Raw genomic sequence first — 24,811 nt, forward strand, 5'->3', positions numbered from 1 at the left:
CGACTGTCTCTGCGCTTGAAGTCCGGGCGCTTCTCTTGGGCATTTCCAGCACTCAGTTCGATGCTTGCGCCTTCAGCGCCCGCAGGATGCGCTCCGGCGTGATCGGCAGCGTGTCGATGCGAACACCGACGGCGTCGAAGACGGCGTTGGCCACCGCCGGGATTTGCGGGTTGGCGCACATTTCGCCCGGCCCCTTGGCGCCGTACGGCCCGTCGGCCGAGGGCCTCTCCAGCACGATGATCTCGGTTTGCGCGAGATCGCCAGGACCCGGCATCAGATATTGGTTGAAGTCGGTGCCGCCATGGTCGCGGTTGGGATAATAGGGCTCGGTCGTTTCGTAGAGAGCATGGCTGATGCCCATCCACGAACCGCCGACGAGCTGCTGCTCGACCATTTTCGGGTTCAGCGCGCGGCCGATCTCAAAGACGTTCTTCACCGTCAGCACGGTGACTTCGCCGGTCTCGTCATCGACCTCGACCTCGGCAACCGTGCAGGCGTGGGCGTAGCAGGTCGACGGCTTCATCGCGCCGGTTTCCTTTTCGGGATAGGAGCGGGGGATCAAAAACATGCCGCGGCCGGAAATCGAGCGGCCGCGCTTGAAATGCGCCGACAGCGCGACATCGAAGATCGAGATCGATTTCTGCGGCGCGCCCTTGACCAGGATGTTGCCCTGGCCATCAGTCTCGAGGTCCGACGCATTCACCTCCAGCTCCTCGGCCGCTACTTCCAACATCACCTGGCGGGCTTCCCTGGCCGCCTGGATGACCGCGTTGCCGGCGCGGTGCGTGCCACGCGAGGCGAAGGTGCCCATGCAGTGCGGACCAGTGTCGGTGTCGGCGGTGTCTACGACGACACGGTCGGTCGGCACGCCGATCGTCTCGGCGCAGATCTGCGCCATGATCTGCTTCATGCCTTGGCCAAGGTCGACACTCGACAGCGTCACCATGAAATTGCCGGTCGGCGTCGAATGAACCAGCGCCTGGGTCGGGTCGCCGCCGAGATTCATGCCGGTCGGATAGTTGATCGCGGCAACGCCGCGTCCGCGCCTGATCGCCATCTCAAGCTCCCTTCGCGTAAGACGACATCGCCATGAACTTCTCCGCCACCGGCCAGTTGGCGGCGCGTGAGGCTTCCTGCATGCACTCGATCAGCGCCGCTCCCTCGGTCGGCTGGCGATGCGCCTTCATGTCGCCGTCGCGGTAGGCGTTGATGAAGCGGAATTCGAGCGGGTCCATGCCGATCAGCCGTGCGAGCTTGTCCATCTGCACCTCCAGCGCGAAATCGCCGATGGTGACGCCGAAACCGCGCATCGCCGAGGACGGGGTGCGGTTGGTGTAGACGCAATAAGTGTCGATCCAGACGTTCGGGATCGTATACGGGCCGGGATAGTGGCCTGCGCCCTTCTGCGCGCCGTAGGGCGAATGGCGCGAATAGGCGCCGGCATCGGTGTAGCCGGTCACTTTGCGCGCGACGATGCGGCCGTCGTTCATGACGCCGTCCTTGATGACGACCTTCTCGGCGGCGCGCGGCGAGGAAATCTGCATCTCTTCCTCGCGGCTGTAGATAAAACAGACCGGTCGTCCTGTTATTTTGGCGCCAAGGATGGCGATCGGCTCGACGATGACGTCGACCTTGCCGCCGAAGCCGCCGCCGACGGTGCCGCCGACGAAATGCAGCTTGTTGCCGGGCATCTGCAGGATGATCGAGGTGTTGTCGAGGGTGAAGAACATCGCCTGCGTGTTGGTGTAGCAGGTGAAGCGGTCGTTACCCTCGGGTGCGACGATGCAGCCTGTCGTCTCGGTCGGCGCATGCTCGATCGGTGAAGATTGGTAGGTCTGTTCGAGCACGTGGTCGGCTCCGGCAAAGCCCGCCTCGACATCGCCGAAGCGCACCTTGCGGCATTCGCCGCTGTCGTAGAGGTAATAATTGCGGCCGTGATATTCGTTGACGATCGGCGCGCCGGGCTTCAGCGCTTCGTCCATGTCGAAGACGGCCGGCAGCACCTCGTAATCGACCTTGACCTTGGCGACGGCTTCCTGGGCGGCACGCTCGGTCTCGGCCAGCACCGCCACCACCGCCTCGCCCTTCCAGCGCACCTTGCCGTCGGCCAGCACCGTTTCGTCCTCCGGCCCGATCTGGATCAGGATCAGGATGGTGTAGACATTGTGGGGCACATCCTTGGCGGTCAGCACATTGACGACGCCTGGGTGCTTTTCCGCTTCGGATATGTCGATGCTGCGGATGCGGGCGTGGTGGTGCGGGCTGCGCACCATCTTCAAATGCAGCATGCCGGGAAAATTGCGGTCGGCGAAATAGGTGGTCTTGCCGGTGACATGGCCGGGTGAATCCGAACGCGGCCGCGGCTGGCCGATCTCGTGCAGATCGTCCTTGCGCTGGTCGGCGAAATAGCTCTTGCGGAGTTCCATTTTCTTAACCCCCTCAAGCCGCGTTCTGCGAATTGGACCGCGCGGCGGTCAGCACCGCCTGGATGATCGGCTCGTAGCCGGTACAGCGGCAGATATTGCCCGACAGCGCCTCGACCACGTCCTCGCGGCTGGGGTTCGGTATGTGATCGAGCAGCACCTTGGCTGCCATGATCATGCCCGGTGTGCAGAAACCGCATTGCGTGGCGAAAGCATCGAGGAAAGCGCGTTGCAGCGGATGCAGCACGCCGCCTTCCGGAAGCCCTGACGTTGTGGTGATAGTCGCACCATTGCAGGCCTCGGCCAGCGTCAGGCAGGAGAGCCGGAGTTCGCCATCGATGATGACGGAGCACGCACCGCAGGTGCCCTGATGGCAGCCGCCCTTCGGCGAGGTGTCGCCGATCTTGTCGCGCAGCGCATGAAGCAGCGTCGTGCCGCTGTCGATGAATTCGGCCTTTTCGGCACCATTGAGCGTGAACTGAACCGGGACCTTTGCCATCTTTTTTACTCCTTGCGCCGCAGCCAGGCGGACATACGCGCCCCGGTCTTTCAGGCGAGCAGCAGCCGGCCGAGATGGACCGGCAGGACTTCGTTGCGATACCAGGCACTGGCGATCGGATCGGTGGGCGGCGAGATGCCGTCGCGCGCGACAGCCAGTGCCGGTGCGATGCCTTCGGCGGTGAGATTCCGGCCAATCAGGGCTTTCTCCGCCGCCCTGGCACGGATCGGCCGATCGGCCATGCAGCCGAACGCGATCCGCGCTGACGACACGGTTCCGTCCGGCGCCTGTTCCAGCACGGTGGCGATGCTCAGCACCGAGACGCCCTTTGGCTTGACCCTCGACACTTTCAGGAAGCGAAAGCCGCCTTCCTTCGGAAGCGTGAAGCCGACCGCGGTGACGATGGCGTCATTGCTCTCGCGCCTTGCGAGGAATGTCTCAATCGGCAGCTCGCCGTCACCGGTGCTGGCGGTTGCGTCCAGAGCCAGCAGCGCAACGGTGAAATCACCGTAAGGTGTCGGCGCGAAGAGATTGCCGCCGACGCTCGCCATGTTGCGGATCGCCGGTCCGCCGACGACGCGCGCGGCGTGGGCCAGGGGGGCGAGATCCGGATGGCGGGCGATCGCCGCCATGGTCACCGAAGCGCCAATGCGGACCTCGCCGCCGGAAATGCGGATGACCGACAGCGCCGGTTCGGTCGACCTGACGAAACCGGAGATCGACACATCGCCTTCATTGGCGGCGCGCACGATCAGCGTGCCGCCACCGAGATAGCGGGCGCCAGCGGCTTTCAGCGCCGCGCCGGCGTCCTTCACCGTCGGGAAAGTCTGCAGTGCAAGCGTCATGGAACGCTCCTGTTTGTCAGCACAGTCCAGTTCAACCTTGGCCGGCAAAATGGGCCTTCAGAGCGTTGAAGCCGCCCTGGAAGACGTTTGCGCCCATGCCTTCGGCCAGCTTGTCGGCTTCCTCTGGGGGCGCGTCGAAGCTGGCGGTCCATTCGGCATAGGTGCGGTCGCCGTCGGTCACCCGTCGCAACTGCAGTGTCGCCTTGTGGTTGCTGAGCGGCTGCGGCGTCTCCAGGATGGCGTAGCTGACGAGGAAATTCTCGTCGGAGAAATCGAGCAGCTTTTCGCGGAGACGGGCGCCGCTGGCGAGCTGGAAATTGCGCACGCAGCCGATCGTGCCGGCATCCTTGCCGTCCTCGATATGGCTTTCGACCATGCGCGGGTGCCAGCTTGGCAGACCGTTGAAGTCGCGTATGCGCGCCCAAACCTTTTCGACAGGCGCGTCGATGACGCTGGAGATGGTGACTTTCGCCATATGATCGTTCCCTCGCAGATATCTATGTCGCAAGGGTAGAGCGGCGAGCCCGACCGCGCTTATCAATGCGTCTTGAACGCCTATCAATAAGTCTGAAAATGGTTCAGGAAATGGCCCGTGCCGCCTCGCGATAGAGTGTCGGCGGGACGCCGACATGGTCGCGGAAGAAGCGCGAGAAATTGCCCTGCGTGGTGAAGCCGAGATTGCAGGCGACCGAGATCAGCGGCTCGTGCGACCACTGCAGCTGCCGCACGGCTTCCTCCATGCGCAGCGTGTTCCAATAGACGTTGGGCGTCAGATTGGTCTGTTCCTTGAACAGGGCGAAGAAATGCGGCCGCGACAGGCCGACGCTGCGCGCCACGTCGTCGAAGCAGATGCGCTCGCAGACATTGGCTTTCATCAGCTGGATCGCCTTGCGGACGCGGAAGTCCTGCATGGTATGGACACGGGCGCGCGTCACCGGCGGGGCCGAAGCGTCGGCGGCGTCGAGCACGCTGTCGATAAAACGCTCGATCTCGTAATTGGCGATGTCGTCGATGCTTTCATTGTCGCTGAGATGGTCGAGAAGGTTGGCGGCCGCCTTGTGCAGCCATGGCTCCAGCACGATCGTCGGCGTCGAGAACAGCGGCGCAGCGGAGGGCAGGTCGCGGCGCCGGCGCGCCCAGTCCGGATCGATGTAGAAGGCGAGGAACAGGCCGGGCCGGCCGTCGCGGGACAAAGCGTGGCTGTGCGGCTGAAAGGAATTGATGCCGGCGGCGGTGCCCGGTCCAAGCCGCACCGTCTCGCGGCCGATGGTCATCTCGCCGGCCGTGCCTTCCAGCCAGATGATGATATGCGCCTCGACATGGGCATGGGTGACGAAGTCGCTGGCGACGTTCAGGACAGAAACATGTCCGAACCGGCCCCAGTAGAGCCTGATCGCTTCCGTCATGGGTATATCCTCCCGCAGGCGACTGGCCTCCCTTCGCCTGCTGCGGGCGATTGTGCGGCTCAGTTTGGGCTTGCGTCAAGACGCATGTGCACGTCCGGGCGCCGGCCATGCGCCGCTCCGGCGGATTTTCAGACTCGGCGATAGGAGGAAGGCGAGCGTTTCCAGGCCGCTATGGCAAGACCGATGCGGTCGGCCGGCGACCAGCGCCAGCGAGGCCTCGGGGCCGGCAATTCGACTAGCGAACGATCTGCTTCAGCGTCGAGATCCGGCCGAATATTCAGTCGTTGCGCCTGAAATTGCGGATGCGGTCAAACAGCACGGCGAGCAGGATGGCGCCGCCGATGAACACGCCTTGCCAGAAGGCATTGATGCCGAGCAGGCCGAGGCTGTTGCGGATGACCTCGATCAGCGCCGCGCCGACGACCGCGCCGAAGGCTGTGCCCATGCCGCCGGCCAGGTTGGCGCCACCGATGACGGTGGCGGCGATCACCTGAAGCTCCATGCCGTTGCCGAGATTGGTGGTGACCGCGCCCAGCCAGCCGGTCTGAATGATGCCGGCAAGGCCAGCCGCCATTGCCGAGATCATGTAGACGACGACCTTGATCTGGCGCACCGGAACGCCGGTCAGCGTTGCCGCATGCTCGTTGCCGCCGATGGCGAAGATGTGCCGGCCGAATTTCGTCCAGCGCAGCACAAAGCCGGTGATCAACGCCAGCACGATCATGTAAAGCACCGGATTGGCAATGCCGAACACCCAGGCGCCGCCGCCCAGCGCCAGCAGCTTGTCGTGGTCCGGTCCGAACTGGAAGACGACGGTGTTGTTGGAGGCGACCATGGCAAGGCTGCGTGCAATCGACAGCATGCCAAGCGTCACCACGAAGGGCGGAAAGCCGAGATAGGCGATCAGAACCCCGTTGAAGGCGCCGATGATCAGCGCTGTGGCGATCGCAGCGCCAATGCCGATCTCGATGCCGTAGCCGGCATGCATGGTCACGGCCAGCACCATCGAGCACAGGCAAAGCACCGAGCCGACCGACAGGTCGATACCGCCGGTGATGATGACGAAGGTCATGCCAAGCGCCACGATGGCGACGAAGGTGACGTTGCGGGTGATGTTGTAGAGGTTCTTGGTCGTGGCAAAGGAATCCGTTGCCACCGACAGGAACAGGCAGGCGAGGATGACCGCGATCACCACCCAGAAGGTCTGGCTGGCAAACACCTTGCTCAGCAAGGTGTGCTGCTTGTGCGCGATCGTCTGATCAAGGGTGACTGCCATTATCGACCTTTTTTACTCATGGTTGAGGGGTCAATCATACCTGTTCGATGGCGCCGGTGATGAGCCCGGTGACTTCTTCCGGCGAACTCGATGCGATCGTCTTGTCGGCGACCTTGCGGCCGCGCCGCATGACGATGACGCGGTCGGCGACGTCAAAGACGTCGGGCATGCGGTGGCTGATCAGCACGACGGCGATGCCCTGGTCGCGCAAATGGCGGATCAGGTTCAATACCTCGGCGACCTGGCGGACCGAGATCGCCGCCGTCGGCTCGTCCATCAGCACGATCTTGGCCTGCGAAAGCATGGTGCGGGCGATCGCCACCGCTTGCCGCTGGCCGCCCGACATTTGTTTGACCAGGTCGCGCGGGCGGGTTTCGGATTTCAGCTCGGCGAAGATCTGGCCGGCACGCTTGTACATCGCGGCATAGTCGAGGATGCGAAGCGGCCCGAGGCCGCGGCGCAATTCACGGCCGAGATAGACGTTGGCGGCGGCCGTCAGATTGTTGCACAGTGCCAAGTCCTGATGGACGATTTCGATGCCGTGCTGGCGCGCCTCGACCGGCTTGTGCAGGATCAGCTCCTTGCCGTCCATCTGCATCGTGCCATGGCTCGGCGGGAAATTGCCGGCGATCATCTTGACCAGCGTCGACTTGCCGGCGCCGTTGTCGCCCATCAGGCCGACAACCTGTCCGGCCTCGATCGACAACGAAACGTCGTTGACCGCCTGGATGGCGCCAAAATGCTTCGAGATGTTGGTGAGTTCGAGAACCGCCACCAGCCTTCTTGCCTCCCCGTGCTTTGCGGCCTGCGGTTCTGCCGCGGCCATTCGCTCTCCCCAGTTCCTCCCGGAAGCAGCGATTTTGCCCATTTACGCATAAGCCTCCTTGGCGTCAACCACGGCTTCTTTCGAAAAATCAGTTTTGTAGGACAAATAGCATTGACGTCGATGACAAGGCGATATTAGCTAAGTGTCGGAGGAGCTTGCGCCGAGCCACCGGGTTGCCGGAAGGAATCGGTGAGGGTTTGTCGGTCAGGGATTTGGTAACCAGCGATATCTGTCGGTGCCGGTCTGAGACTGAATATGAAAATGCTTATCGACCTGGCTTGGCGACACGAGTGCGACGTCCTCTGTCATCTTGCTCCGGGTCGGTCTGTGTGTGGCGGGCACGCCGTGTCCGTTTGTTTCAAAGGGAGGACTGACATGAGGAAATCACTATTGCTCGCTGCCGCCGCCGTCATGGCGCTGGGTGCCGGGCCGGCTATGGCCAAGAAACAGCTCGTCATCGTCGTGAAGGGTCTCGACAATCCATTCTTCGAGGCCATCCACCAGGGTTGCGAGAAATGGAACAAGGAAAACGCCAGCTCGGAATATGAGTGCTTCTACACCGGACCGGCATCGACCTCGGATGAGGCCGGTGAAGCCCAGATCGTCCAGGACATGCTGAGCAAGCCCGACACGGTGGCGATGGCGATTTCGCCGTCGAACGCGCCATTGATCGCGCAGACGATCAAAAGCGCCAATCCGTCGATCCCGATCATGACCCTCGACGCCGACCTCAGCAAGGAAGACGCGGCGCTGCGCAAGACCTACCTCGGCACCGACAACTACCTGATGGGTCACAAGATCGGCGAATACATCAAGAAGGCCAAGCCGAATGGCGGCAAGATCTGCACCATCGAAGGCAATCCGGCCGCCGACAACATCCTGCGCCGCGCGCAGGGCATGCGTGACGCGCTTTCGGGCAAGGACGGCCTCGCGGCGCTGGCGGGCGAAGGCGGCTGGACGGAAGTTGCGGGTTGCCCGGTGTTCACCAATGACGACGGCGCCAAGGGCGTGCAGGCGATGACCGACATCCTCGCCGCCAATCCCGATCTCGACGCCTTCGGCATCATGGGCGGCTGGCCGCTGTTCGGCGCTCCGCAGCCCTACCGCGACCTGTTCAAGCCGATGGCCGACAAGATCGCCAGCAACGCCTTCGTCATCGGCGCCGCCGACACGATCGGCGACGAGGTGGCGATTGCTCGTGACGGGCTGGTGACCGCGCTGGTTGGCCAGCGGCCGTTCGAGATGGGCTACAAGGCGCCCTCGGTGATGATCGACCTGGTCGACGGCAAGCCGGTCGCCGATCCGGTGTTCACCGGCCTCGACGAATGCACCAAGGACACGGTCGACACCTGCATCCAGAAGTAGGTCGGCAATTTCGGGGCGCCCTTCGACGGGCGCCCCGTTACACATCGTCCATACAAACGCACGAGGCGACGCTGCTTTGGAGCGTAGGCCGCTGCTTTGCCGTGCCCTGAGTTCAGGCTTTCGACAAGCAGTTGCCGGGGAATACCAATGCCGGACGCGACATCAAAAAAGCGACCCGCCAAATTCAAGGCAGAGCCTGGGCGGCCGGCCGTCGTTCGGCGTGCCGATGCCGCACACTTTCCCGGCTCGAGTGTGCATGCGTCGCTGGCCAACGAAATCGGGCTGAGGATCGTGCGCGGCGACTATCCGCCGGGGAACCATCCTGCCCAACGAAGCCAAATGGTCCGAGACCTTCGACGTCAGCCGCTCGGCGGTGCGCGAAGCCATAAAAATGCTGATGGCGAAGAGCCTATTGGCGTCACGCCCGAAGATCGGCAGCTGGGTCGAGCCGAAGGAGCGCTGGAACCTGCTCGATCGCGACGTGCTGGCCTGGTATGCGACCTCGCCGGACCGCGAAGTGTTCCTCAGGACCGTGCAGGAATTCCGCCACATCATCGAGCCGGAGGCCAGCGCCTTTGCCGCGATGCGACGCACCGACGAGCAGATGGCCGAGATCAGCCAGGCTTGCCGCGAGATGGGCGAGGCGACCAACCTGCAGGAGCGCACGCGCGCCGACACGCGGTTTCACCTCGCCATCCTGCGCGCCTCGGGCAACGATCTGCTGGTGCCGCTCGGCGTGCTGATCGAATCGGCGCTCGACCATTTGTTCCAGTTCGTCACCCGCGAGACCAGCGATCAGCGGCGGGCGCAGGCACTACACGAGGCGATCGAGAAGAACATCCGCCTGCAGCGACCGGCTGCAGCCCGTGCCGCGGTGCACAGACTTCTCGCCAACACCGACGACGTTATCGGCCGGTCGCGGCGGTGATGGTTGCACAGGGCTGGCGAACTCGGGTGGGACAGGAATTCGGTTTTTATCGTCGCAATGTACTTTGTTCTTGATTTGTGCCGGCAGCTATGCTACTAATTTGGGTATGGTGCGAATTGGCGCCGACGACCCGCCCACCGAGGCGGGTTTTTGTTTTTGGCTTCTTCCGATCGGAAGTGCGCGTGCTTTGGTGCACAGACTTCTCGCCAATACCGACGACGTTATCGGCCGGTTTCGGCGCTGATTCGATCGTTTCTCGGCCAACTGCGTGTAAGTCGGGTCAACCAGCAACGAAGGTCGATCGTTCCCGTCAGTCGCAAATCGCAAATTTAGGAGATTAGCCGAAACCCTCCCTTCGTCATCCCCTCCCTTCGTCATCCCTGGGCGGAGCAAGGAGCGAAGCGACGCGGCGCAGACCCTGGGATCCATGCCGTTACCTTGCGGCAGTGCTCCAGCGGACCAGAACCAAACGCTGCCACCCCCGTCCTGCGAAAAAGCTCGAAGCACTCTGGGACTGGTCGTCTCGATCAATTCGGTCGTCCATTGGCGGAACCAGCGCTTCAGCAGCTTCTGGCTCGCGATCATGGTGGAAGGGCAACGAGCGCAATGGCGGATACAAGCGCCGTTCTGAGCCGCTGCATTCTTCGGCTGATGTCACGGCATGGATCCCAGGGTCTGCGCGACGTCGCTTCGCTCCTGCTCCGCCCTTGGATGACGAAGGTGTGGTGTCATGTGGCTAATCGCCAGCGTTGGAGATTGGCGGCTGTAGCTGGTCGGCAGCGAACGTCTACAGTTGCGACCACTCCCAGGCGTTAATCCCAACGTTCTCAGATCGTCTGCTTCTTGCCGTCCCTGGTCGGCATCAGGTCGACGCCGTTGACCTTGCCGATATGCGTGGCCAGCATCGGCACGTACTGGTCGGCGGGGCCGGCCGCGAAGGCGCCTGCGAAGGCGTTCTTGGTGGCGTTGCCGAGCGGGTTGGCGATACCGGCGGCACCCGCCATCGATTCGAGATAGGTGAGATCCTTGAAGGCGTTGGCGATGGTGAATTTGTGGGCGTCGCGGTCGCCTTCCAGCGTCCAGCGCATGAAGGTCTGGTAGAAGCCGCAGTCCATGCGGCCGTTGCGGATGACGCTGTCGAAGCGCGGCGGCGAGATGCCGACCTTCTGCGCCAGCGCCAGCGCTTCGGAATAGATCGCGGCGTAGCCGAGCGAAATGAAGTTGTTGAGCAGCTTCATGCGGTGGCCGTCGCCGGTGTCGCCGATATGGACGATGCGCCCGGCCCAGGTTTCGAGCACCGGCCTCAGCCGGGCAAAGACTGCATCGGGCGCGCCGACCATGGTGTCTAGCGTGCCTTCCCAAGCCTCCTTCGGCGTGCGGCTGAGCGGGGCATCGACATAATCGACGCCGAGCCCCTTGAGCTCGGCGGCCAGCGCCACCGTCGAGACAGGATCCGAGGTCGAGCAGTCGACGATAACCGATCCCTGCTTCAGGCCTTCCTTGAGGCCGCCTGGGCCGCGGATGATGGCTTCCACCTCGCGCGAGCCGGTGACGCAAATGAAGACGATGTCGGATGCCGCTGCCACGTCGCGCGAGGTCGTCGCCTCCCTGGCGCCGCGGCCGAGCAGGTCTTGCGCCGGCGCGCGGTTCTTGCGGCCGAGAAACGTCAGCGGATAGCCCTTGTCGACGATGTTCTTCGCGATCCCGTGTCCCATCAGGCCAAGCCCGATGAAGCCGATCTTTTCGCTCGCGGCGGTAGTGTTCATGTCGTTTCGTCCTATTTTGCAATGATGGATGACGGCGCTGCAGCTTGCCGGCGAATTGTTGAAGCGGGTTTTTGCCGCATGCCGTGGCAGGCGATTGCAGAGTTCGGTATTGTCTGACAATACACATGAATCTTAGGAGAGCAAAATGACGAAGCGGATCATGTTCACCGGCGGCAGCGGCAAGGCCGGGCGCCACGTCGTGCAGTATCTGGTCGAGCAGGGCTGCCAGGTGCTCAACATCGACACCAAGCCGCTCGACAATCCCAAGGTGCGCACGCTGATCACCGACATCACCGACAGCGGGCAGGTGTTCAATGCGCTGTCGAGCTATATGGGCCTGCATGAATTCGATCCTTCGCTGCGTTCGCAGCCGGTCGATGCCGTGGTGCATTTCGCGGCGATCCCGCGCATCATGATCACGCCCGACAACGAGGTGTTCCGCATCAACGCGCTCGGCACCTACAACGTCATCGAGGCTGCGGTGAAGCTCGGCATCCGCAAGGTGGTGATCGCCTCCAGCGAAACCACCTACGGCCTGGTCTTCGCCAACGAACCGCGCGATCCGACGCATTTTCCGCTCGACGAGGAATACGACGTCGATCCGATGGACAGCTATGCGCTGTCTAAGGTCGTCAACGAGAAGACCGCGCGGGCGTTTGCACAACGCGATGGCAGCGACATCTATGCCCTGCGCATCGGCAACGTCATCGAGCCGCATGAATATTCGCTGTTTCCGAAATGGTTCGCCGATCCGGGTTTCCGCAAGCGCATCGCCTGGAGCTATATCGACGCGCGCGACCTCGGCCAGATCACGCTGCGCGCCATCGAGAAGGACGGGCTCGGCTATCAGGTGTTTAACGCCGCCAATGACGACACCTCGTCCGACCTGCCGACGGCCGAACTTTTGAAGCGGTTTTATCCCGACGTGCCCGTCAAGGGCGATCTTGGCGAATACGAGACGCTGCTCTCCAACCGCAAGGCGCGCGACATGCTCGGCTTCCGGCCTGAGCACAGCTGGCGGAAATACGTCAAGGCGAGCTGACTGGCGCGCAGCTGACGCGGAGCCGGCACTGGGCCAGCCCCGATTTTTCGTCACGAGGCTAGGCTCGCGCGTTTGCCGCGCGCGGGCAATCGAGCTACTTGTCTTTCCAGAATTCGGCCTGGAGCTGCGCCGCTTCGTCGGCAAGCAGCGGGCCGACGACTTCAGTCGGACGCTGCCCGGCTTCGAAGACGATCCTGCAGGGCAGGTCGAGCGTGGGATTCTCGACATGTGCACCCGTTACCCGCTTGAGGTCATGTTCGCTCTGCCCAAAGACGACCCGTCCGATGCCCGCCCAATAGATTGTCCCAGAGCACATCGCGCAAGGTTCGGCCGAGGTGTAGAGGGTGCAGGAAGCCAGCTTTTCGAGACTGACATTCATCGCCGCCCACGAGGCCAGCAGCCTTTCGGCGTGAGCGGTGCGGTCGCCGCCGCCGGCTTTGTAACCGTTGGGCTGCTCGCGCAACACATTGCCGTCCTTGTCGGCGAGGAGCGAACCAAAGGGATGTTCGCCAGCATCGCGGGCTCGGCGCGCGACTTCGAACGCCTGACGGAGCAAACGCTCATCATAGGGCCGTTGTGGCATCGGCAGATCCTCCGCCGCTTGACCATAGTGCCGAACAATCCGCCGACACAAGTCAGCAGCCTGGGCGGTAGTGAGTCAGTTTTGAAATTTGGACATTTTTCAGAGTCTTGTGAACACGGATGAAGTGCACCAGCCGGTGTACAGCGCAACCATGTAAGCGCGGTTTTCGAACTTTCTTTGAGAACGCATTAGCCAGGCGCGTAAGGGGGCGCATCTGCATGCGCATGGTAAGGATCTGCCGTTCACCGAGCGACGTGCTGGCGGCCCTAATGATGAATTCCGTGGGGTTGGGATTAGCTTTGTTGGCAGCCTTGAGGGGCCAGCGCCAGATCCATTCCGTCTTGAACGGCGCGTTGGTCATGCTTGGGATTCCAACACGTTCTTTTCACTAGCGCCGCTCTCGACCGATGACCATATCGAGACACTTACGGAATTAGAGAAACTTATCTATTAGCCGCCCAACGCTTCTCAGCAGCCTCCCTAGCGATCTCGGCGCGCCGCCCCGGCGTCATGTTCTCGGCGCGCTTTTTCGATTTTTGCGCCCAGTGCGTTCGCAGCGGGGTCTTTGCCGTCGTCAATCACGTCGTCGGCTTGCTCGCCAGTGGCAATGCGCATGACGCGGACGGCGTTGCCGATCACGTCGGCGGGGCGCTTCTGGCCTTTAGGTCGGGTTGGCATTCAGCCTCGCCCCAAGCGTCCGCGCATCATTTATACCTTCAGTTTTAAGGGCATCGTAGTCGGACCCGTGGCGTTCGACCGAACGACCGTCAAAATGACGGCCACGGATTCGGTAGTGGCCAACCGATATCTCGTCAGCCACGAACGTCCAGCCCTCCAATCCATCTTGCGTGAAACTGAGCACTGTCGCTCTCCATGCTTTCGGGTAAGCATATAGGCGTTTCCGCCTTGGCCGACAAAACCCGGATAGGCGCTTTCGCGAGCTTTGGGAGATCAGTGATATCGTCGCGCTGATCCAAGCCAAAGAGGCAGAGAAGCCTATGGTCCGCGGACAAATAGCAGGGGAGTGAGGACATTTGGAGTACGAGTGGGCGAACAATCCTCACTTGTTTATTCCAATAACGGCCTGTGTCGTTGTCTTGGCCCTGAGCTTCGCAGCCATGTTCGTCGCACTCCTAAGCATAATTCTGTGCACCGATTTCTATGGGTCAATTGATGAGCAGAACCTTCCATGGAGCAAACGGCTGGGGAGGCGAGACGCAAGGCTTCGTGCTAGATTTTGGTCAGCCCGCTTCCTGATACCGCGTCGGGTGATTGCGTATGGTGCTGTTGTGTTTTTCTGCAGCTTCGGTGCGGTCCCGCTTATTTTAACCGTCTTCGGCCATCCGTCTTGATCGAATTTTCAAACTGACCCACTTCCCGCTCAGGCTCAAGCCTCATTCCGGTTGGGCCGTTGAGCCAGCCAGATGCTGCCGATGACGAAAACGACGCCGGCGATTTGAGGCAAGGTCAGCATCTGATCCAGGAATACCCATCCAAGCAGCACGGCGGTCACCGGGCTGAGGAAAAGCAGCGATGACACCACTGCGGATTCCAGTCGCGCAATGCCCCGGAACCAGAGGACATAGGTCAGCGCCGCACCGATCAGCCCAAGCCACGCCAGTCCAAGCAGGTTGGCGCCGGTCGGCAGCGGGATGGAAGGCTCGAAAAGCAGAGCCACCGGAACGAGCAGCAGACCGCCGGCGGTCAGTTGCCATGCCGTGAAGGTAAGCAGCGATACTGGCGGTTGCCATTTACGGGCCAATACGCTTCCGAAGGCCATAGAGGCCGCCCCGGCGAGGCCGGCGGCAACGCCGACCGCATCGAGCGCCGCATTCGGGGTCAGCACCAGCAATGCAACACCTGCGATCCCAACAAGGGCGGCGACGATCGCCAACCGGCGGACAGGGCTGTCAAGCAGGGCAGCAGCAAGGAAAATCACGATCAACGGCTGGACCGACAGCACGGTCGCGGCGACCCCGCCCGGAAGCCGGTAGGCGGCGACAAACAACAGGCTCAGGAAGATCGAGATGTTGAGGGCTCCGAGCAGGAAACTGCGTAGCCACCAGATGCCCGTCGGCAGTTGCCGAACGATCGCGAGCAGCAGCAATCCGGCGGGCAAGGCCCGCAGCATCGCAACCGTCATCGGCGAAAAGTTCGGCAGGAACTGCGTGGTGACGATGTAGGTGCTGCCCCATATTGCGGGTGCAATGGCTGTAAGCAACAGATCGGAACGGCGCGTTTTCATAAGATTTCCAGTACTTCGGCAAGAGGGCGGCGGGGCTTTTGCGGCCAGTTTCCGGGCGCGGCGCGGCCGACCGCGATGAGCATCACCGGCACTTCGTTGCGCCCAAGGCCAAACTCGCGCGCCACGCCTTCGGCATCGAAGCCGGCCATCGGACCGGAGACGAGCCCCAGCGCTTCGGCCGCGAAAATCAGCGTTGCGGCGCCGAGCGTTGCCGAGCGCACCGCCTCGTCGCGAGCCGCTAGAGGATCGGCATATTGGGCGCGGGCGCCCTCCCGCCAGCCCGAAGCCATATCCGCCGGCATGAAACCGGCTTCCACGAAAGGAAGCAGCCTTGCATTGAGGGCAGCGTGGTCGGGCAGTACGCCGCAGATGACGAAGGTGACCGCTGCTTCCTGCACCTTGGCCTGGCCATGGGCCACGCTGCGCAACCGCGCCTTTGCTTCCGGCGTCCGCACGGCGATGAACCGCCAATTCTGAAGGTTGTAGGCGGTTGGCGCGCGCGTTGCGAGGCGTGCCAGTTCCTCGACCTCGGCATCCGTCAATGCATGCGAGGCATCGAACCGATTGGCAGACATGCGCCGCTCGATCAGGGAGATTGTGGGGTTGGTCATCATGTCATTCCGAAATTGAGCAAGCCGTTCGGATAGCAGATAGAGAATTTACCAATGAGCGATAATACGCGATAATTGAAAGACATTGTTTACTAGAAGAGAATGATGAGATGGATCGCCTGAGGGCGTTGCAGGTTTTCCGCCATGTGGCGGAACTGAACAGCTTTGCCGAAGCCGGACGGCGGCTCGGTCTCTCTCCTCCCGCGGTCAGCAAGAACATCGCCGAATTGGAGGCGTATCTGGGGGTGCGGCTCATCAACCGGACGACGCGGCGCATGGCCCTGACCGAAGAAGGCAGCATCTATCTGGAGCATGTCACGCATGGGCTCGATGCGCTGGCCAGGGCCGACCAGGTCCTCGGCCCGATCAAGACGGCGCCGAGCGGCACGTTGCGGGTCAGCGCGCCGATGACTGTCACGTTGACGCGGCTTTCGGCTGCCATCCCCGCGTTTCTATCGCGCTATCCCGATTTGAAACTCGATCTGCATCTTGACGACAGGCGCGTCGATATCGTGCGGGAGGGATTTGACCTGGCCATTCGCGGCAGCGACAATCTCGAGGATTCCAGCCTGGTCGCGAGAAAGCTTGCGGTCATGCCGCACGTGCTTTGCGCAGCTCCGTCCTATTTCGAGGAGCATGGCCGGCCCAAGACGCCTGCCGATTTGAAGGCGGCCAATTGCATCCGGTTCAGCCTCTCGGGACACGCGGACATATGGGAATTCCGCAAGGACGGCCGCGTCGAGCGGATCGCCATCGACGGACGATACACGGTCTCGTCAAGCCTTGCCGTGCGCGATGCGCTGCGCGCCGGCTTCGGCGTCAGCCTGATCCCTTATCCCTATATCGAGAGCGACCTGAAAGCAGGCCGGCTGCAATCGGCCCTGGACGACTGGGAAAAGGTCGAAACCACGCTCTACGCGGTCTATCCGGCACGGCAGCATCTTGCCCCGAAAATCCGCGTCTTCCTTGATTTCCTGATCGAGGAATTCAATCGGAACAAAGAGAAGCTGTTTGTGCCGCTCCGGCGTGAGCGCTCGGCAAAGCGCGGTGTCGGGGAGGGGACTGAGGCGGAAAACCAAACTGAGATATTGCCGTCGATTTCATCTCCTTGACACGCCTCCAAATCCGGACTTTGTGGAGCTATGCAGGACGCGAAGCCGAACAAGGGAAAGACAGCGGCCGAGGCGTTCGCCGAACGCACGAGCGGTATTCGCCGAGCCGATGCGGCGCGCATACCCGGGTCGAGCGTTCACGCGTCGCTGGCCAACGAGATCGGGCTGAGGATCGTGCGCGGCGACTATCCGCCGGGAACCATCCTGCCCAACGAGGCCAAATGGTCCGAGACCTTCGACGTCAGCCGCTCGGCGGTGCGCGAAGCCATCAAAATGCTGATGGCGAAGAGCCTGCTGTCGTCACGTCCCAAAATCGGCAGCTGGGTCGAGCCGAAGGAACGCTGGAACCTGCTCGATCGCGATGTGCTGGCCTGGTACGCGACCTCGCCGGATCGTGAGGTGTTCCTCAGGACCGTGCAGGAATTCCGCCACATCATCGAGCCGGAGGCCAGCGCCTTTGCCGCCATGCGGCGCACCGACGAGCAGATGGCCGAGATCAGCCAGGCCTGCCGCGAGATGGGCGAGGCGACCAACCTGCAGGAGCGCACGCGCGCCGACACGCGGTTTCACCTCGCCATCCTGCGCGCCTCGGGCAACGATCTGCTGGTGCCGCTCGGCGTGCTGATCGAATCGGCGTTCGATCATCTGTTCGCTTTTACGACGCGGGAACTCGACGATTTGCAGCATGCCCAGAGGCTGCACGAGGCAATCGAGAAGAGCATCCGCCTGCAGCGGCCAGACGCGGCGCGCAATGCGGTGCGCAAGCTGCTGGCCAATACCGACAGCGTCATCAAGTCCAGGTAGCGGCCGTTCGGCTACAGGTTGAGCGCTCAGTCGAAGGGTGCGGTCGCCAGATGCTGCCATGTCAGGCCGAGCAGCAGCTCCTGGTCGCGGGCGGCGTGTTCGGGCGGGTTGACGACGGGGTCGCCATTGACGATGGCCGCCCAGAAGCCACGCATCTCCTCGACGAAGGCTTCTGCGTAGCCGGCCCGCAAATCACGCTTCGACAGTATGTGACCGTCCGAGGTCGTCACCGTTAGCCGGGTCGGATGATGGTTGAGCCAGGGCGAGGGGAATTCGAGCTCGAGGCTGGCATCGTCGAAGAACAGCGTGATCCGCTCCTTGTAGTCGGCAAGCTTGGGCACGGTGAGATGGGTCATGGTCCACAGCGCCTGCCCGTCCAGCAACTTGACGGCGCCCTGGCCGCCGTCGCCATTGGCAAAGATCTGCGCGCCGACGACCTCGCCGTCCGGCACGCCGAGCGCGTCGAGCAGGCCGTGGACGGCGTTGACGTCGTGAATCAAGGCCGAGCTGTAAGCGCCGATAAATCCACGGAAAGCGAGCTTCGTCACAGGGATACCGATGGCGTATTCGACCTGGCGCTTCTGCTTGGCGGCGACAGCGGCGATCAGGTCGTTGGGGATATCGGTGCCGCGCCTGTAAGGCTGGTGGGTGATGAACGGCCAGGCGTCGGGATCGTTCACTTCCACCGAGACCGCGCGCAGCGTGCTTGATGTTCCAGGCAGCGAAGCGAGCGCCAGCCGGTAGCTCGGATCGAAGCGCTTCATATAGCCGACCTGAACGATTTTCCTGGCGGCGTCGCGCGCGGCGATGATCTCGGCGATTTCCGCCAGCGAATAGCAAAGCGGCTTTTCGCAAAAGACATGCAGGCCAACCGCCAGCGCCGCCAGCACCTGTTCGTGATGTAGCGGGTCCGGCGAGCCGATCACCACCGCGTCGAGGCTTTGGTCGAAGAGCTGGTCGATCGTTTCGAAATTGGCAATGCCATGCGTGTCGGTGACGAACTGCCGCGAGATCCTGGAGGGATCGGCGACCCCGACCAGCTCGAACAATTCACTGAGGCGCAGCAGATTGGGAATATGCTCGAGCTGCGAGATCATGCCGGCGCCGACGACCCCGACGCGTATCCTGCTCATTGGATCATTCCCCGCAATGTCCGATTGTCAGCTCAAGGCGCCGCAGGCGGCCGGTTGCCGATCTGGGCGAGCAGGCCGGCAATCTCCGCCTCGACCGCCTTCAGATCCTCGCCGCCCGACATGATCGAGATGACCTCGTCGCGCGAGATCTCCGACTTGGCGTAGGTACCGCGATTGCGGCCGCGGTTGAGCAGGGTGAAGGTGTCGCCGACCGGATAGGCATGGTGGATGTTGTGGCTGATGAAAATGACGGCCAGGCCCCGCATGCGCGCTTCGATGATGAATTTCAGCACCATCGCCGCCTGGTGGACGCCGAGTGCGGAGGTCGGCTCGTCGAGGATCAGCACGCGCGCACCAAAATGCACGGCGCGGGCGATCGCCACTGACTGGCGCTCGCCGCCCGACAGCGTGCCGACGGCTTGCGTCGGATCGCGCACGTCGATGCCGATATCGGCCATCGCCTGCCTGGCGATGGTGTTGGCGCGCTCCTTGTCGATGCGCGAGAAGGGCAGGCTGCTTTTGGTCGGCTCGCGGCCGAGGAAGAAGTTACGGGTGATCGACATCAGCGAGATCATGCCGAGATCCTGGAACACCGTTGCCACGCCGAGCTCCTGCGCGTCGCGCGGGCTGCGGAAGGTGACCGGCTTGCCGTCGACCAGGATTTCGCCCTTGGTCGGCCGGTAGACGCCGGACAGAACCTTGATCAGTGTCGACTTGCCGGCGCCGTTATCGCCAAGCAGGCAGTGGACCTCGCCCGGATAGACCTTGATGTCGATGTCCTGGAGGGCGCGCACCGAACCGAAATTGACGCTGACGCCGCGCAGTTCCATTGCTGGCGCGGTCATTTGGGCCGGCTCGGTCATTTGCCACCTCCGCGGCCGAGCGCCTTCAGCCTGATGTAGTTGTTGACCAGCACGGCCATCAGGATGACGATGCCGAGGAAGACCTTGAACCAGTCAGTGTCGATGCCGGTGTAGAAGATGCCCATCTGCACCAGCCCGAAGATCAGCGCGCCGAACAGCACGCCATAGACGGTGCCGTAGCCGCCGGTGAGCAGCACGCCGCCGATGACGGCGGCGATGATCGCCTCGAATTCCTTGAGCAGGCCGCGCGTGGTGTCGGCGGAGCCCGCCTCCATCACCTGGATGGTGGCAAGCAGCGTCGCCGCGCAGGCGGTGTAGATGAACAGGCTGATCTTGACGCGATCGACCGGCACGCCAACGTTGCGGGCTGCGATCAGGTCGCCGCCAGTGGCGAAGATCCAGTTGCCGTATTTCGTCTGGGTCAGCACGTAGCCGGCCAGCGCCGTCAGGCCAAGCCACCAGACGATCGACATCGGAATGCCGGCGACGAACGGGATGCCGTCGCTGCGGGTGGCGATCCAGCCTTGCGCGCCCATCCAGTGGAACAGGCCGGTGAGCAGATGGCCGTTGAAAATGCCGGCCGTCGCCGGATCCGGTGCGCCTTCGAGTATGTAAGGGATCTGGGTGCGGCCCGTGACGGCGCGGGTGATGCCGATCGACAGTCCGCGCAGGATATAGAGCGTGGCGAGCGTGACGATGAAGGAGGGCAACCGCGTCTTCACCACGATCAGGCCATTGAGATAGCCGGTGAGGATGGCAACGGCGAAGGCGCAGGCGATGCCGCCCCATAGCGGCAGTCCCCAGTACTTCACCGTCAGCCCGATGACAACACCGGCGAAGCCGACCATGGAGCCGACCGAAAGATCGAACTCGCCGGCGATGATGAGGAGTGCTGCCGCGGTGGCGACGATGCCGAGCTCCGCCGACAGCGTCAGGAAGGTCATTGACCCCTGCAGCGAATAGAGGTTCGCCGCGCCCGGCAGCAGCGCAAAGATGATGATCGTCGCAAGCAGCCCACCGGCGGCACCGGCTTCCGGCCGGCGCAGCCACTGGGTCAGCTTGCCGGTGCTGGCCAACCGTTCGTCGGCGCCGGCGGCCCGCTTCGACGTCATGCCGAAGCGGTCGGTCGCCTTCAGTTCGCCCGGAGATATAGCCTTGTCTTCCACGACCGCCATTAGGCTCTCCAATCGCTCAAATCGCAATCTTCGAAGGAACGGGAGAGCGCTTGGCGCATTCTCCCGTTCCGTCGGAGCGCTGGCCTAAATTTTGATGCATGTCGTTACCGCAAAACCGCTGCACACTTTTGCGCGACATGCATTAGCGGATGCCTTCTTTGGCGAGCGCCAGGATCGCCTTGGCTTTTTCCGGCGAGTCTATGAACAGCGGTCCGGTATAGGCGTTGTTCTGCGGCCAAAAGCCGTGCGTCGCTTGCTCGACCAGATAGATCACCGGCAGATAGCCCATCAGATATTGCTGGGCGTCCATGCCGAAGCCCATTTCGCCGGCCACGACCGAATCGAGGACCTCCGGGCTGATGTCGAATGTGTAGAGCTTGAGCTTGCCGAACAGTTCCTTGTCGCGAAACATCGGGATCAGCGGGTTGGCGGCGGTGGCGCCGAGCGCAAAGACGGCCTGCGTGTCGGGATGCGCGGACAGATAGGCTTCCGTGCGGCGCTGGATGTCTGCGGGATCGGGCGCCACGGCCAGAACCTCGGTGCCGCCGCCGGAGGGCTTCAGCCCGTCATTGAGGCCCTGGCAGCGCTGGTCGAGGCTGACATTGCCGACCTCGTGGTTGATACAGACGACCTTGAGCGTGCCTTCCTTGGCCAGCCGCTCGCCGGCCTTCTTGCCGGAATCATATTCGGAAACGGTGCCGACATAGAGCGTCGTGCCGAGCTCGGCGCCTTCCTTTTCGCCGGAATCCAGAACCACCATGGGAATATTAGCGGCAAGCCCGGATTTGACCGATTTGCCGAGCGCATTGGCGTCGGCGATGGAGACGGCGATACCGTCCGGCTTGGTGGCGATAGCGGCGTCGAGAAGCCGGGCCTGCTCGACCACGTCGAAGACCTGCGGCGCGTAATATTCGACCTTGGCACCGGTAAGGGCGGCCGCGTCATCGACGCCGCGCTTGACCACCGACCAATAGGGATCGGATGCCGACCCATGCACTACGAAGGTGATGCGGACGTCCTTCGGATCCTTGAGGCCCGCGGCATGCGCGATACCCGTCATCAGGCCCGCCGAAACGAAGGCGCCCAATGCCACTTTCAGAAGCGTTTTCATCTTATTCTCCCATTTGTCGTTGCAGTTCCAATCCCTCTGGCTCCGTTTTCCGGCCCCCACGATCGGCTCACGTTGCGGATCGGGTGGCCGCTTTGCGGGCCTTTGCCGACGCCGATCGCTGTTCGCCCACGGTGTTGCCGCGGGCTGTTGTTGATGATCGCCCGGCCGAGAGCGCTGCGCGAAGCTCCTCGCGCAACGGCTTCATGCCGATGACATCGATCGGCTGTGCGGCGAGCCAGTCGCGAAAGCCCTGGTCGCGGAACAGCTCGTACTCTTCGGTGCGAATATAGGCGGAGCGCGGCTCGATCAGCTCGAGTTCACCGGGCGCGTTGCAATGCAGGCAAAAGAAGGTCAGGCCCTCGCGCACACCCTCGATGAGCGCTTTGTAAGCGGGCTCGATCGACCTGGAACGCGGCCGGCCCCAGGTTGTCTGGATCGCGGCGTCGAAAATGGCAAAGCCGCCGGCGCGGGCCAGCGCCACGCCGCGCTGGAACGCCTCCTCGGTAACGCCGACCAGATTGTCGTTGGGGGAATAGGCGGACAGCGTCTTGGTCAGCAGCACCGGCAGCTGATATTCGAGCCCGAGCTTGATGTAGATGTTGCAGAATTCCGGCGACAATGCCGCTCCCATATGCGCGTCGAGGTGGGTGACGTCGATGCCGGCGCGATAGGCGGTGTCGATCTGGGCGCGAAGCTCGGCCTCGACCGCCTGCGGCACCGCCTTGCGGCGCGTGGTCGCCACATCGGGCCAGAAGAAGCCGAACTCGTCGGTCAAGCCGGCCGCCCGCGACGGCGCGGTCAACGGCCGCCATTTGTAGTGCTGCTTCTCGCTGTTCAGCGTCAGGTGGACGCCAAGGTCGAGGGCAGGGTTGGCGGCGGCGCTTTCGGCCATTTCGAGGAACCACGGGCACGGCACCATCACCGCGCCGGAACTGCAGACACCCAGCCCGCTCAATTCGAGGAAGGCGCTGTTGGCGCCGTGGCACATGCCGACATCGTCCTCGTGGAGCACGATCCGTTTGCTGGAGCCGGCGGCGTTCACGAACGGCCGCCTTTCCGCCGGCACGCCGGTTTCGAGGGTCTTCCAAAGTGTGTCCCGTATTTCATGGAACCAACCGTTTGCCCAACTGGCCGGAATGGAACGCCGAAACCTGCCTTTCCGACAGGGCCACTTTGGCGAATTCGGATGGGTACGATTTGTCTGCCGGCTGAGACACTTAGCTGCCGATTTCCCCAATCACGGTTCAAAACCAGTCATAGGAACCGTCTTCCGGGCGCAGATGGCTTGGTCGAATAGCGGCGGAGTGGTTCTTTCAAACCGTGCCGACAAGCCTACAGCTGTCCACACCATCAAGCGACCACATTATCAAGTGACCCACACTATCAAGTGACTGGAGGCCTGTCATGTACACCGCCGGCGAAGAGGAAATCGAAGCCATTGCCAGGGTGATCCGCTCGGGCGCGCTGTTTCGTTACGGCAGGGACAGCGAATGCGACCGTTTCGAGGCCCGCTATGCGCAGCATCTTGGCGTCGAGCATTTCGCGCTGGCCGCCAGCGGCACCTATGGGCTCGCGGCCGGCCTGATCGGCCTAGGCATCGGCCCGGGGGACGAAGTGCTGGTGCCGGCGCACACCTATATGGCGACGGCGACCGCGGTGCTTTCGGTCGGCGCCATTCCAGTCATCGTCGACATCGACGAGAGCCTGACCATCGATCCCATCGCCCTGCGGGACGCCATCGGGCCGCGCACCAGGGCGGTCATCCCGGTGCATATGTGGGGCGCGGCCTGCAACATGAATGCGATCATGGACATTGCTGCCAAGCGCGGTCTGCTGGTGCTGGAGGATGTCTGCCAAGGCATCGGCGGCGGCTATGAGGGCCGCAAGCTCGGCTCGATCGGCCATGCCGGCGCCTATTCCTTCAACTACTTCAAGAACATGACCTCGGGCGAGGGCGGCGGCATCGCCACCAGCGACCCGAAAGTGGCGGAACGGGCGCGCTGCGCAATCGACCCTTGCCATTTCTACTGGCAGGGCAGAAGCGACAGCATCAAACCCTTCGCCGGCATCGGCGCGCGTGCTTCCGAACTGATGGGGGCGATGCTCAACGTCCAACTCGACCGGCTGGACGGCATCATCGAGGCGATGCGAGCCGAGAAGAAGACGGTGCTGGCCGGTACCCGCCACCTTAGCAATCTTGGGCTGACGACGTCGCCGATGAACAGCGCGGACGACGATTGTGCCGCACAGGTGATGTACCTGCTGCCGAGCGAGCAGGCGGCGCAGACTTTTTCGAAAACCATTCCGAGCGTCATCGCCGGCAAGACCGGCCGTCACAATTTTACTCAGTGGGACCAGGTGCTGATGCATGAAGGCGCGCATCATCCGGCGCTCAATCCTTACGCACTGCCCGAGAACCAAGGCCTGCGGCTGGATTATTCCGACGACCTCGGCAAGCGCTCGCTCGACATCCTCAACCGCACCGTGATGGTCGCCATGAACCCGGCGCACAGCGATACCGACATTCAGGACATGATCCACAACATCGACGCGGCGGCGCGGGTGGCGCTGGAGAATGCTTCGCTCGATGATATCGAATTGCGCAAGGCGGCACCGGTTGACCTGCAGAAGTTCGACAGTGTGAACTAGACCAGTTCCGGCGCGGTTTGCTCCCCTGCGGTCGAGTTCCTTGTCCGGTGGCCGGCCGAGGATTCCGGCCGGCATAACCAGCCGCCAAAAAATCCGCAGGCCCGTGTCGGATAGGCCGGGCTCCGCTCGTCCTAGGGGGCATCGATCAC

General features: G+C 62.8%; 24 protein-coding genes and 1 pseudogene. 6 read left to right on the plus strand and 19 right to left on the minus strand.

Annotation, left to right across the window (positions count from 1 at the left end):
* Nucleotides 1-52: 52 nt before the first annotated feature.
* The 8 genes from NKI63_RS22995 to NKI63_RS23030 all read right to left on the minus strand — a co-directional run bounded on the left by NKI63_RS22995 (nucleotide 53) and on the right by NKI63_RS23030 (nucleotide 7,224).
* The gene (locus NKI63_RS22995; protein ID WP_254820526.1) at nucleotides 53-1,057 is read right to left on the minus strand and encodes a xanthine dehydrogenase family protein molybdopterin-binding subunit; all 1,005 of its coding nucleotides are present in this window, start codon (nucleotides 1,055-1,057) and stop codon (nucleotides 53-55) included.
* Nucleotide 1,058: 1 nt separating this feature from the next.
* Nucleotides 1,059-2,426, minus strand: a complete 1,368-nt coding sequence (locus NKI63_RS23000) for a xanthine dehydrogenase family protein molybdopterin-binding subunit (RefSeq protein WP_352823393.1) — start codon at nucleotides 2,424-2,426, stop codon at nucleotides 1,059-1,061.
* Nucleotides 2,427-2,439: 13 nt separating this feature from the next.
* Nucleotides 2,440-2,922, minus strand: a complete 483-nt coding sequence (locus tag NKI63_RS23005; protein ID WP_352505518.1) for a (2Fe-2S)-binding protein — start codon at nucleotides 2,920-2,922, stop codon at nucleotides 2,440-2,442.
* A gap of 50 nt (nucleotides 2,923-2,972) precedes the next feature.
* The gene (locus NKI63_RS23010; protein WP_352505519.1) at nucleotides 2,973-3,767 is read right to left on the minus strand and encodes an FAD binding domain-containing protein; all 795 of its coding nucleotides are present in this window, start codon (nucleotides 3,765-3,767) and stop codon (nucleotides 2,973-2,975) included.
* A 31-nt stretch (nucleotides 3,768-3,798) separates the two neighbouring features.
* Entirely contained in the window at nucleotides 3,799-4,242 is a 444-nt protein-coding gene (locus tag NKI63_RS23015; RefSeq protein ID WP_352505520.1) for an SRPBCC family protein, read from the minus strand.
* A 103-nt stretch (nucleotides 4,243-4,345) separates the two neighbouring features.
* Nucleotides 4,346-5,173: a helix-turn-helix domain-containing protein gene (locus NKI63_RS23020; protein ID WP_352823397.1), complete on the minus strand. Its 828-nt coding sequence runs from the start codon at nucleotides 5,171-5,173 to the stop codon at nucleotides 4,346-4,348.
* A gap of 277 nt (nucleotides 5,174-5,450) precedes the next feature.
* The gene (locus NKI63_RS23025; protein WP_352453761.1) at nucleotides 5,451-6,449 is read right to left on the minus strand and encodes an ABC transporter permease; all 999 of its coding nucleotides are present in this window, start codon (nucleotides 6,447-6,449) and stop codon (nucleotides 5,451-5,453) included.
* A 34-nt stretch (nucleotides 6,450-6,483) separates the two neighbouring features.
* Complete coding sequence (locus NKI63_RS23030; RefSeq protein ID WP_023675804.1) at nucleotides 6,484-7,224, minus strand: ATP-binding cassette domain-containing protein; 741 nt, start codon at nucleotides 7,222-7,224, stop codon at nucleotides 6,484-6,486.
* 426 nt (nucleotides 7,225-7,650) lie between these two features.
* On the opposite strand from NKI63_RS23030, the gene NKI63_RS23035 reads away from it, so the two are divergent.
* The gene (locus tag NKI63_RS23035; RefSeq protein ID WP_023675805.1) at nucleotides 7,651-8,640 is read left to right on the plus strand and encodes a sugar-binding protein; all 990 of its coding nucleotides are present in this window, start codon (nucleotides 7,651-7,653) and stop codon (nucleotides 8,638-8,640) included.
* Nucleotides 8,641-8,787: 147 nt separating this feature from the next.
* Nucleotides 8,788-9,568, plus strand: a pseudogene (locus NKI63_RS23040) (FadR/GntR family transcriptional regulator).
* 827 nt (nucleotides 9,569-10,395) lie between these two features.
* Here NKI63_RS23040 and NKI63_RS23045 read toward each other — a convergent pair.
* Complete coding sequence (locus tag NKI63_RS23045) at nucleotides 10,396-11,334, minus strand: NAD(P)-dependent oxidoreductase (RefSeq protein WP_352505522.1); 939 nt, start codon at nucleotides 11,332-11,334, stop codon at nucleotides 10,396-10,398.
* 145 nt (nucleotides 11,335-11,479) lie between these two features.
* Between NKI63_RS23045 and NKI63_RS23050 the strand changes: the two genes are divergently transcribed.
* Nucleotides 11,480-12,376 (plus strand): NAD-dependent epimerase/dehydratase family protein, encoded by an 897-nt coding sequence (locus tag NKI63_RS23050; protein ID WP_352505523.1) that lies wholly within the window; start codon nucleotides 11,480-11,482, stop codon nucleotides 12,374-12,376.
* Between the two features lie 94 nt (nucleotides 12,377-12,470).
* Here NKI63_RS23050 and NKI63_RS23055 read toward each other — a convergent pair whose 3' ends face one another.
* The 5 genes from NKI63_RS23055 to NKI63_RS23075 form a co-directional block, all read right to left on the minus strand.
* A complete protein-coding gene (locus NKI63_RS23055; RefSeq protein ID WP_352505524.1) occupies nucleotides 12,471-12,959 on the minus strand; it encodes a nucleoside deaminase in 489 nt (162 codons plus the stop codon).
* A gap of 52 nt (nucleotides 12,960-13,011) precedes the next feature.
* The gene (locus tag NKI63_RS23060; RefSeq protein ID WP_352823401.1) at nucleotides 13,012-13,320 is read right to left on the minus strand and encodes a hypothetical protein; all 309 of its coding nucleotides are present in this window, start codon (nucleotides 13,318-13,320) and stop codon (nucleotides 13,012-13,014) included.
* A gap of 119 nt (nucleotides 13,321-13,439) precedes the next feature.
* Entirely contained in the window at nucleotides 13,440-13,637 is a 198-nt protein-coding gene (locus tag NKI63_RS23065) for an RNA-binding protein (RefSeq protein WP_352823404.1), read from the minus strand.
* A gap of 709 nt (nucleotides 13,638-14,346) precedes the next feature.
* On the minus strand, nucleotides 14,347-15,204 hold the full coding sequence (locus tag NKI63_RS23070; RefSeq protein ID WP_352823407.1) for an EamA family transporter: 858 nt from the start codon (nucleotides 15,202-15,204) through the stop codon (nucleotides 14,347-14,349).
* On the minus strand, nucleotides 15,201-15,815 hold the full coding sequence (locus tag NKI63_RS23075; protein ID WP_352705150.1) for a nitroreductase family protein: 615 nt from the start codon (nucleotides 15,813-15,815) through the stop codon (nucleotides 15,201-15,203). The genes NKI63_RS23070 and NKI63_RS23075 overlap by 4 nt, the downstream gene beginning before the upstream one ends.
* A 110-nt stretch (nucleotides 15,816-15,925) precedes the next feature.
* Between NKI63_RS23075 and NKI63_RS23080 the strand changes: the two genes are divergently transcribed.
* Nucleotides 15,926-16,927: a LysR family transcriptional regulator gene (locus NKI63_RS23080; protein WP_352705148.1), complete on the plus strand. Its 1,002-nt coding sequence runs from the start codon at nucleotides 15,926-15,928 to the stop codon at nucleotides 16,925-16,927.
* Between the two features lie 30 nt (nucleotides 16,928-16,957).
* Nucleotides 16,958-17,731 (plus strand): FadR/GntR family transcriptional regulator, encoded by a 774-nt coding sequence (locus NKI63_RS23085; RefSeq protein WP_254819087.1) that lies wholly within the window; start codon nucleotides 16,958-16,960, stop codon nucleotides 17,729-17,731.
* A 26-nt stretch (nucleotides 17,732-17,757) separates the two neighbouring features.
* Here NKI63_RS23085 and NKI63_RS23090 read toward each other — a convergent pair whose 3' ends face one another.
* From NKI63_RS23090 to NKI63_RS23110, 5 genes are all read right to left on the minus strand, one after another.
* Nucleotides 17,758-18,864, minus strand: a complete 1,107-nt coding sequence (locus NKI63_RS23090; protein ID WP_352823412.1) for a Gfo/Idh/MocA family protein — start codon at nucleotides 18,862-18,864, stop codon at nucleotides 17,758-17,760.
* A gap of 32 nt (nucleotides 18,865-18,896) precedes the next feature.
* Nucleotides 18,897-19,709: an ATP-binding cassette domain-containing protein gene (locus tag NKI63_RS23095; protein WP_254819104.1), complete on the minus strand. Its 813-nt coding sequence runs from the start codon at nucleotides 19,707-19,709 to the stop codon at nucleotides 18,897-18,899.
* A 14-nt stretch (nucleotides 19,710-19,723) separates the two neighbouring features.
* Nucleotides 19,724-20,839, minus strand: a complete 1,116-nt coding sequence (locus NKI63_RS23100) for an ABC transporter permease (protein ID WP_352491125.1) — start codon at nucleotides 20,837-20,839, stop codon at nucleotides 19,724-19,726.
* 205 nt (nucleotides 20,840-21,044) lie between these two features.
* Nucleotides 21,045-22,013: a rhizopine catabolism ABC transporter substrate-binding protein gene (locus tag NKI63_RS23105; protein WP_023675817.1), complete on the minus strand. Its 969-nt coding sequence runs from the start codon at nucleotides 22,011-22,013 to the stop codon at nucleotides 21,045-21,047.
* A 67-nt stretch (nucleotides 22,014-22,080) separates the two neighbouring features.
* Nucleotides 22,081-23,055: a polysaccharide deacetylase family protein gene (locus NKI63_RS23110; RefSeq protein WP_352823415.1), complete on the minus strand. Its 975-nt coding sequence runs from the start codon at nucleotides 23,053-23,055 to the stop codon at nucleotides 22,081-22,083.
* A 362-nt stretch (nucleotides 23,056-23,417) separates the two neighbouring features.
* Here NKI63_RS23110 and NKI63_RS23115 point away from each other — a divergent pair, with 362 nt between their 5' ends.
* Nucleotides 23,418-24,662 carry a DegT/DnrJ/EryC1/StrS family aminotransferase gene (locus NKI63_RS23115; protein ID WP_352823418.1) on the plus strand — a complete coding sequence of 415 codons (1,245 nt, stop codon included), beginning with the start codon at nucleotides 23,418-23,420 and terminating at the stop codon, nucleotides 24,660-24,662.
* Nucleotides 24,663-24,811: the final 149 nt, after the last annotated feature.

Source organism: Mesorhizobium sp. M0410 (assembly GCF_040321435.1).
In the GTDB taxonomy this organism is placed as follows: domain Bacteria; phylum Pseudomonadota; class Alphaproteobacteria; order Rhizobiales; family Rhizobiaceae; genus Mesorhizobium.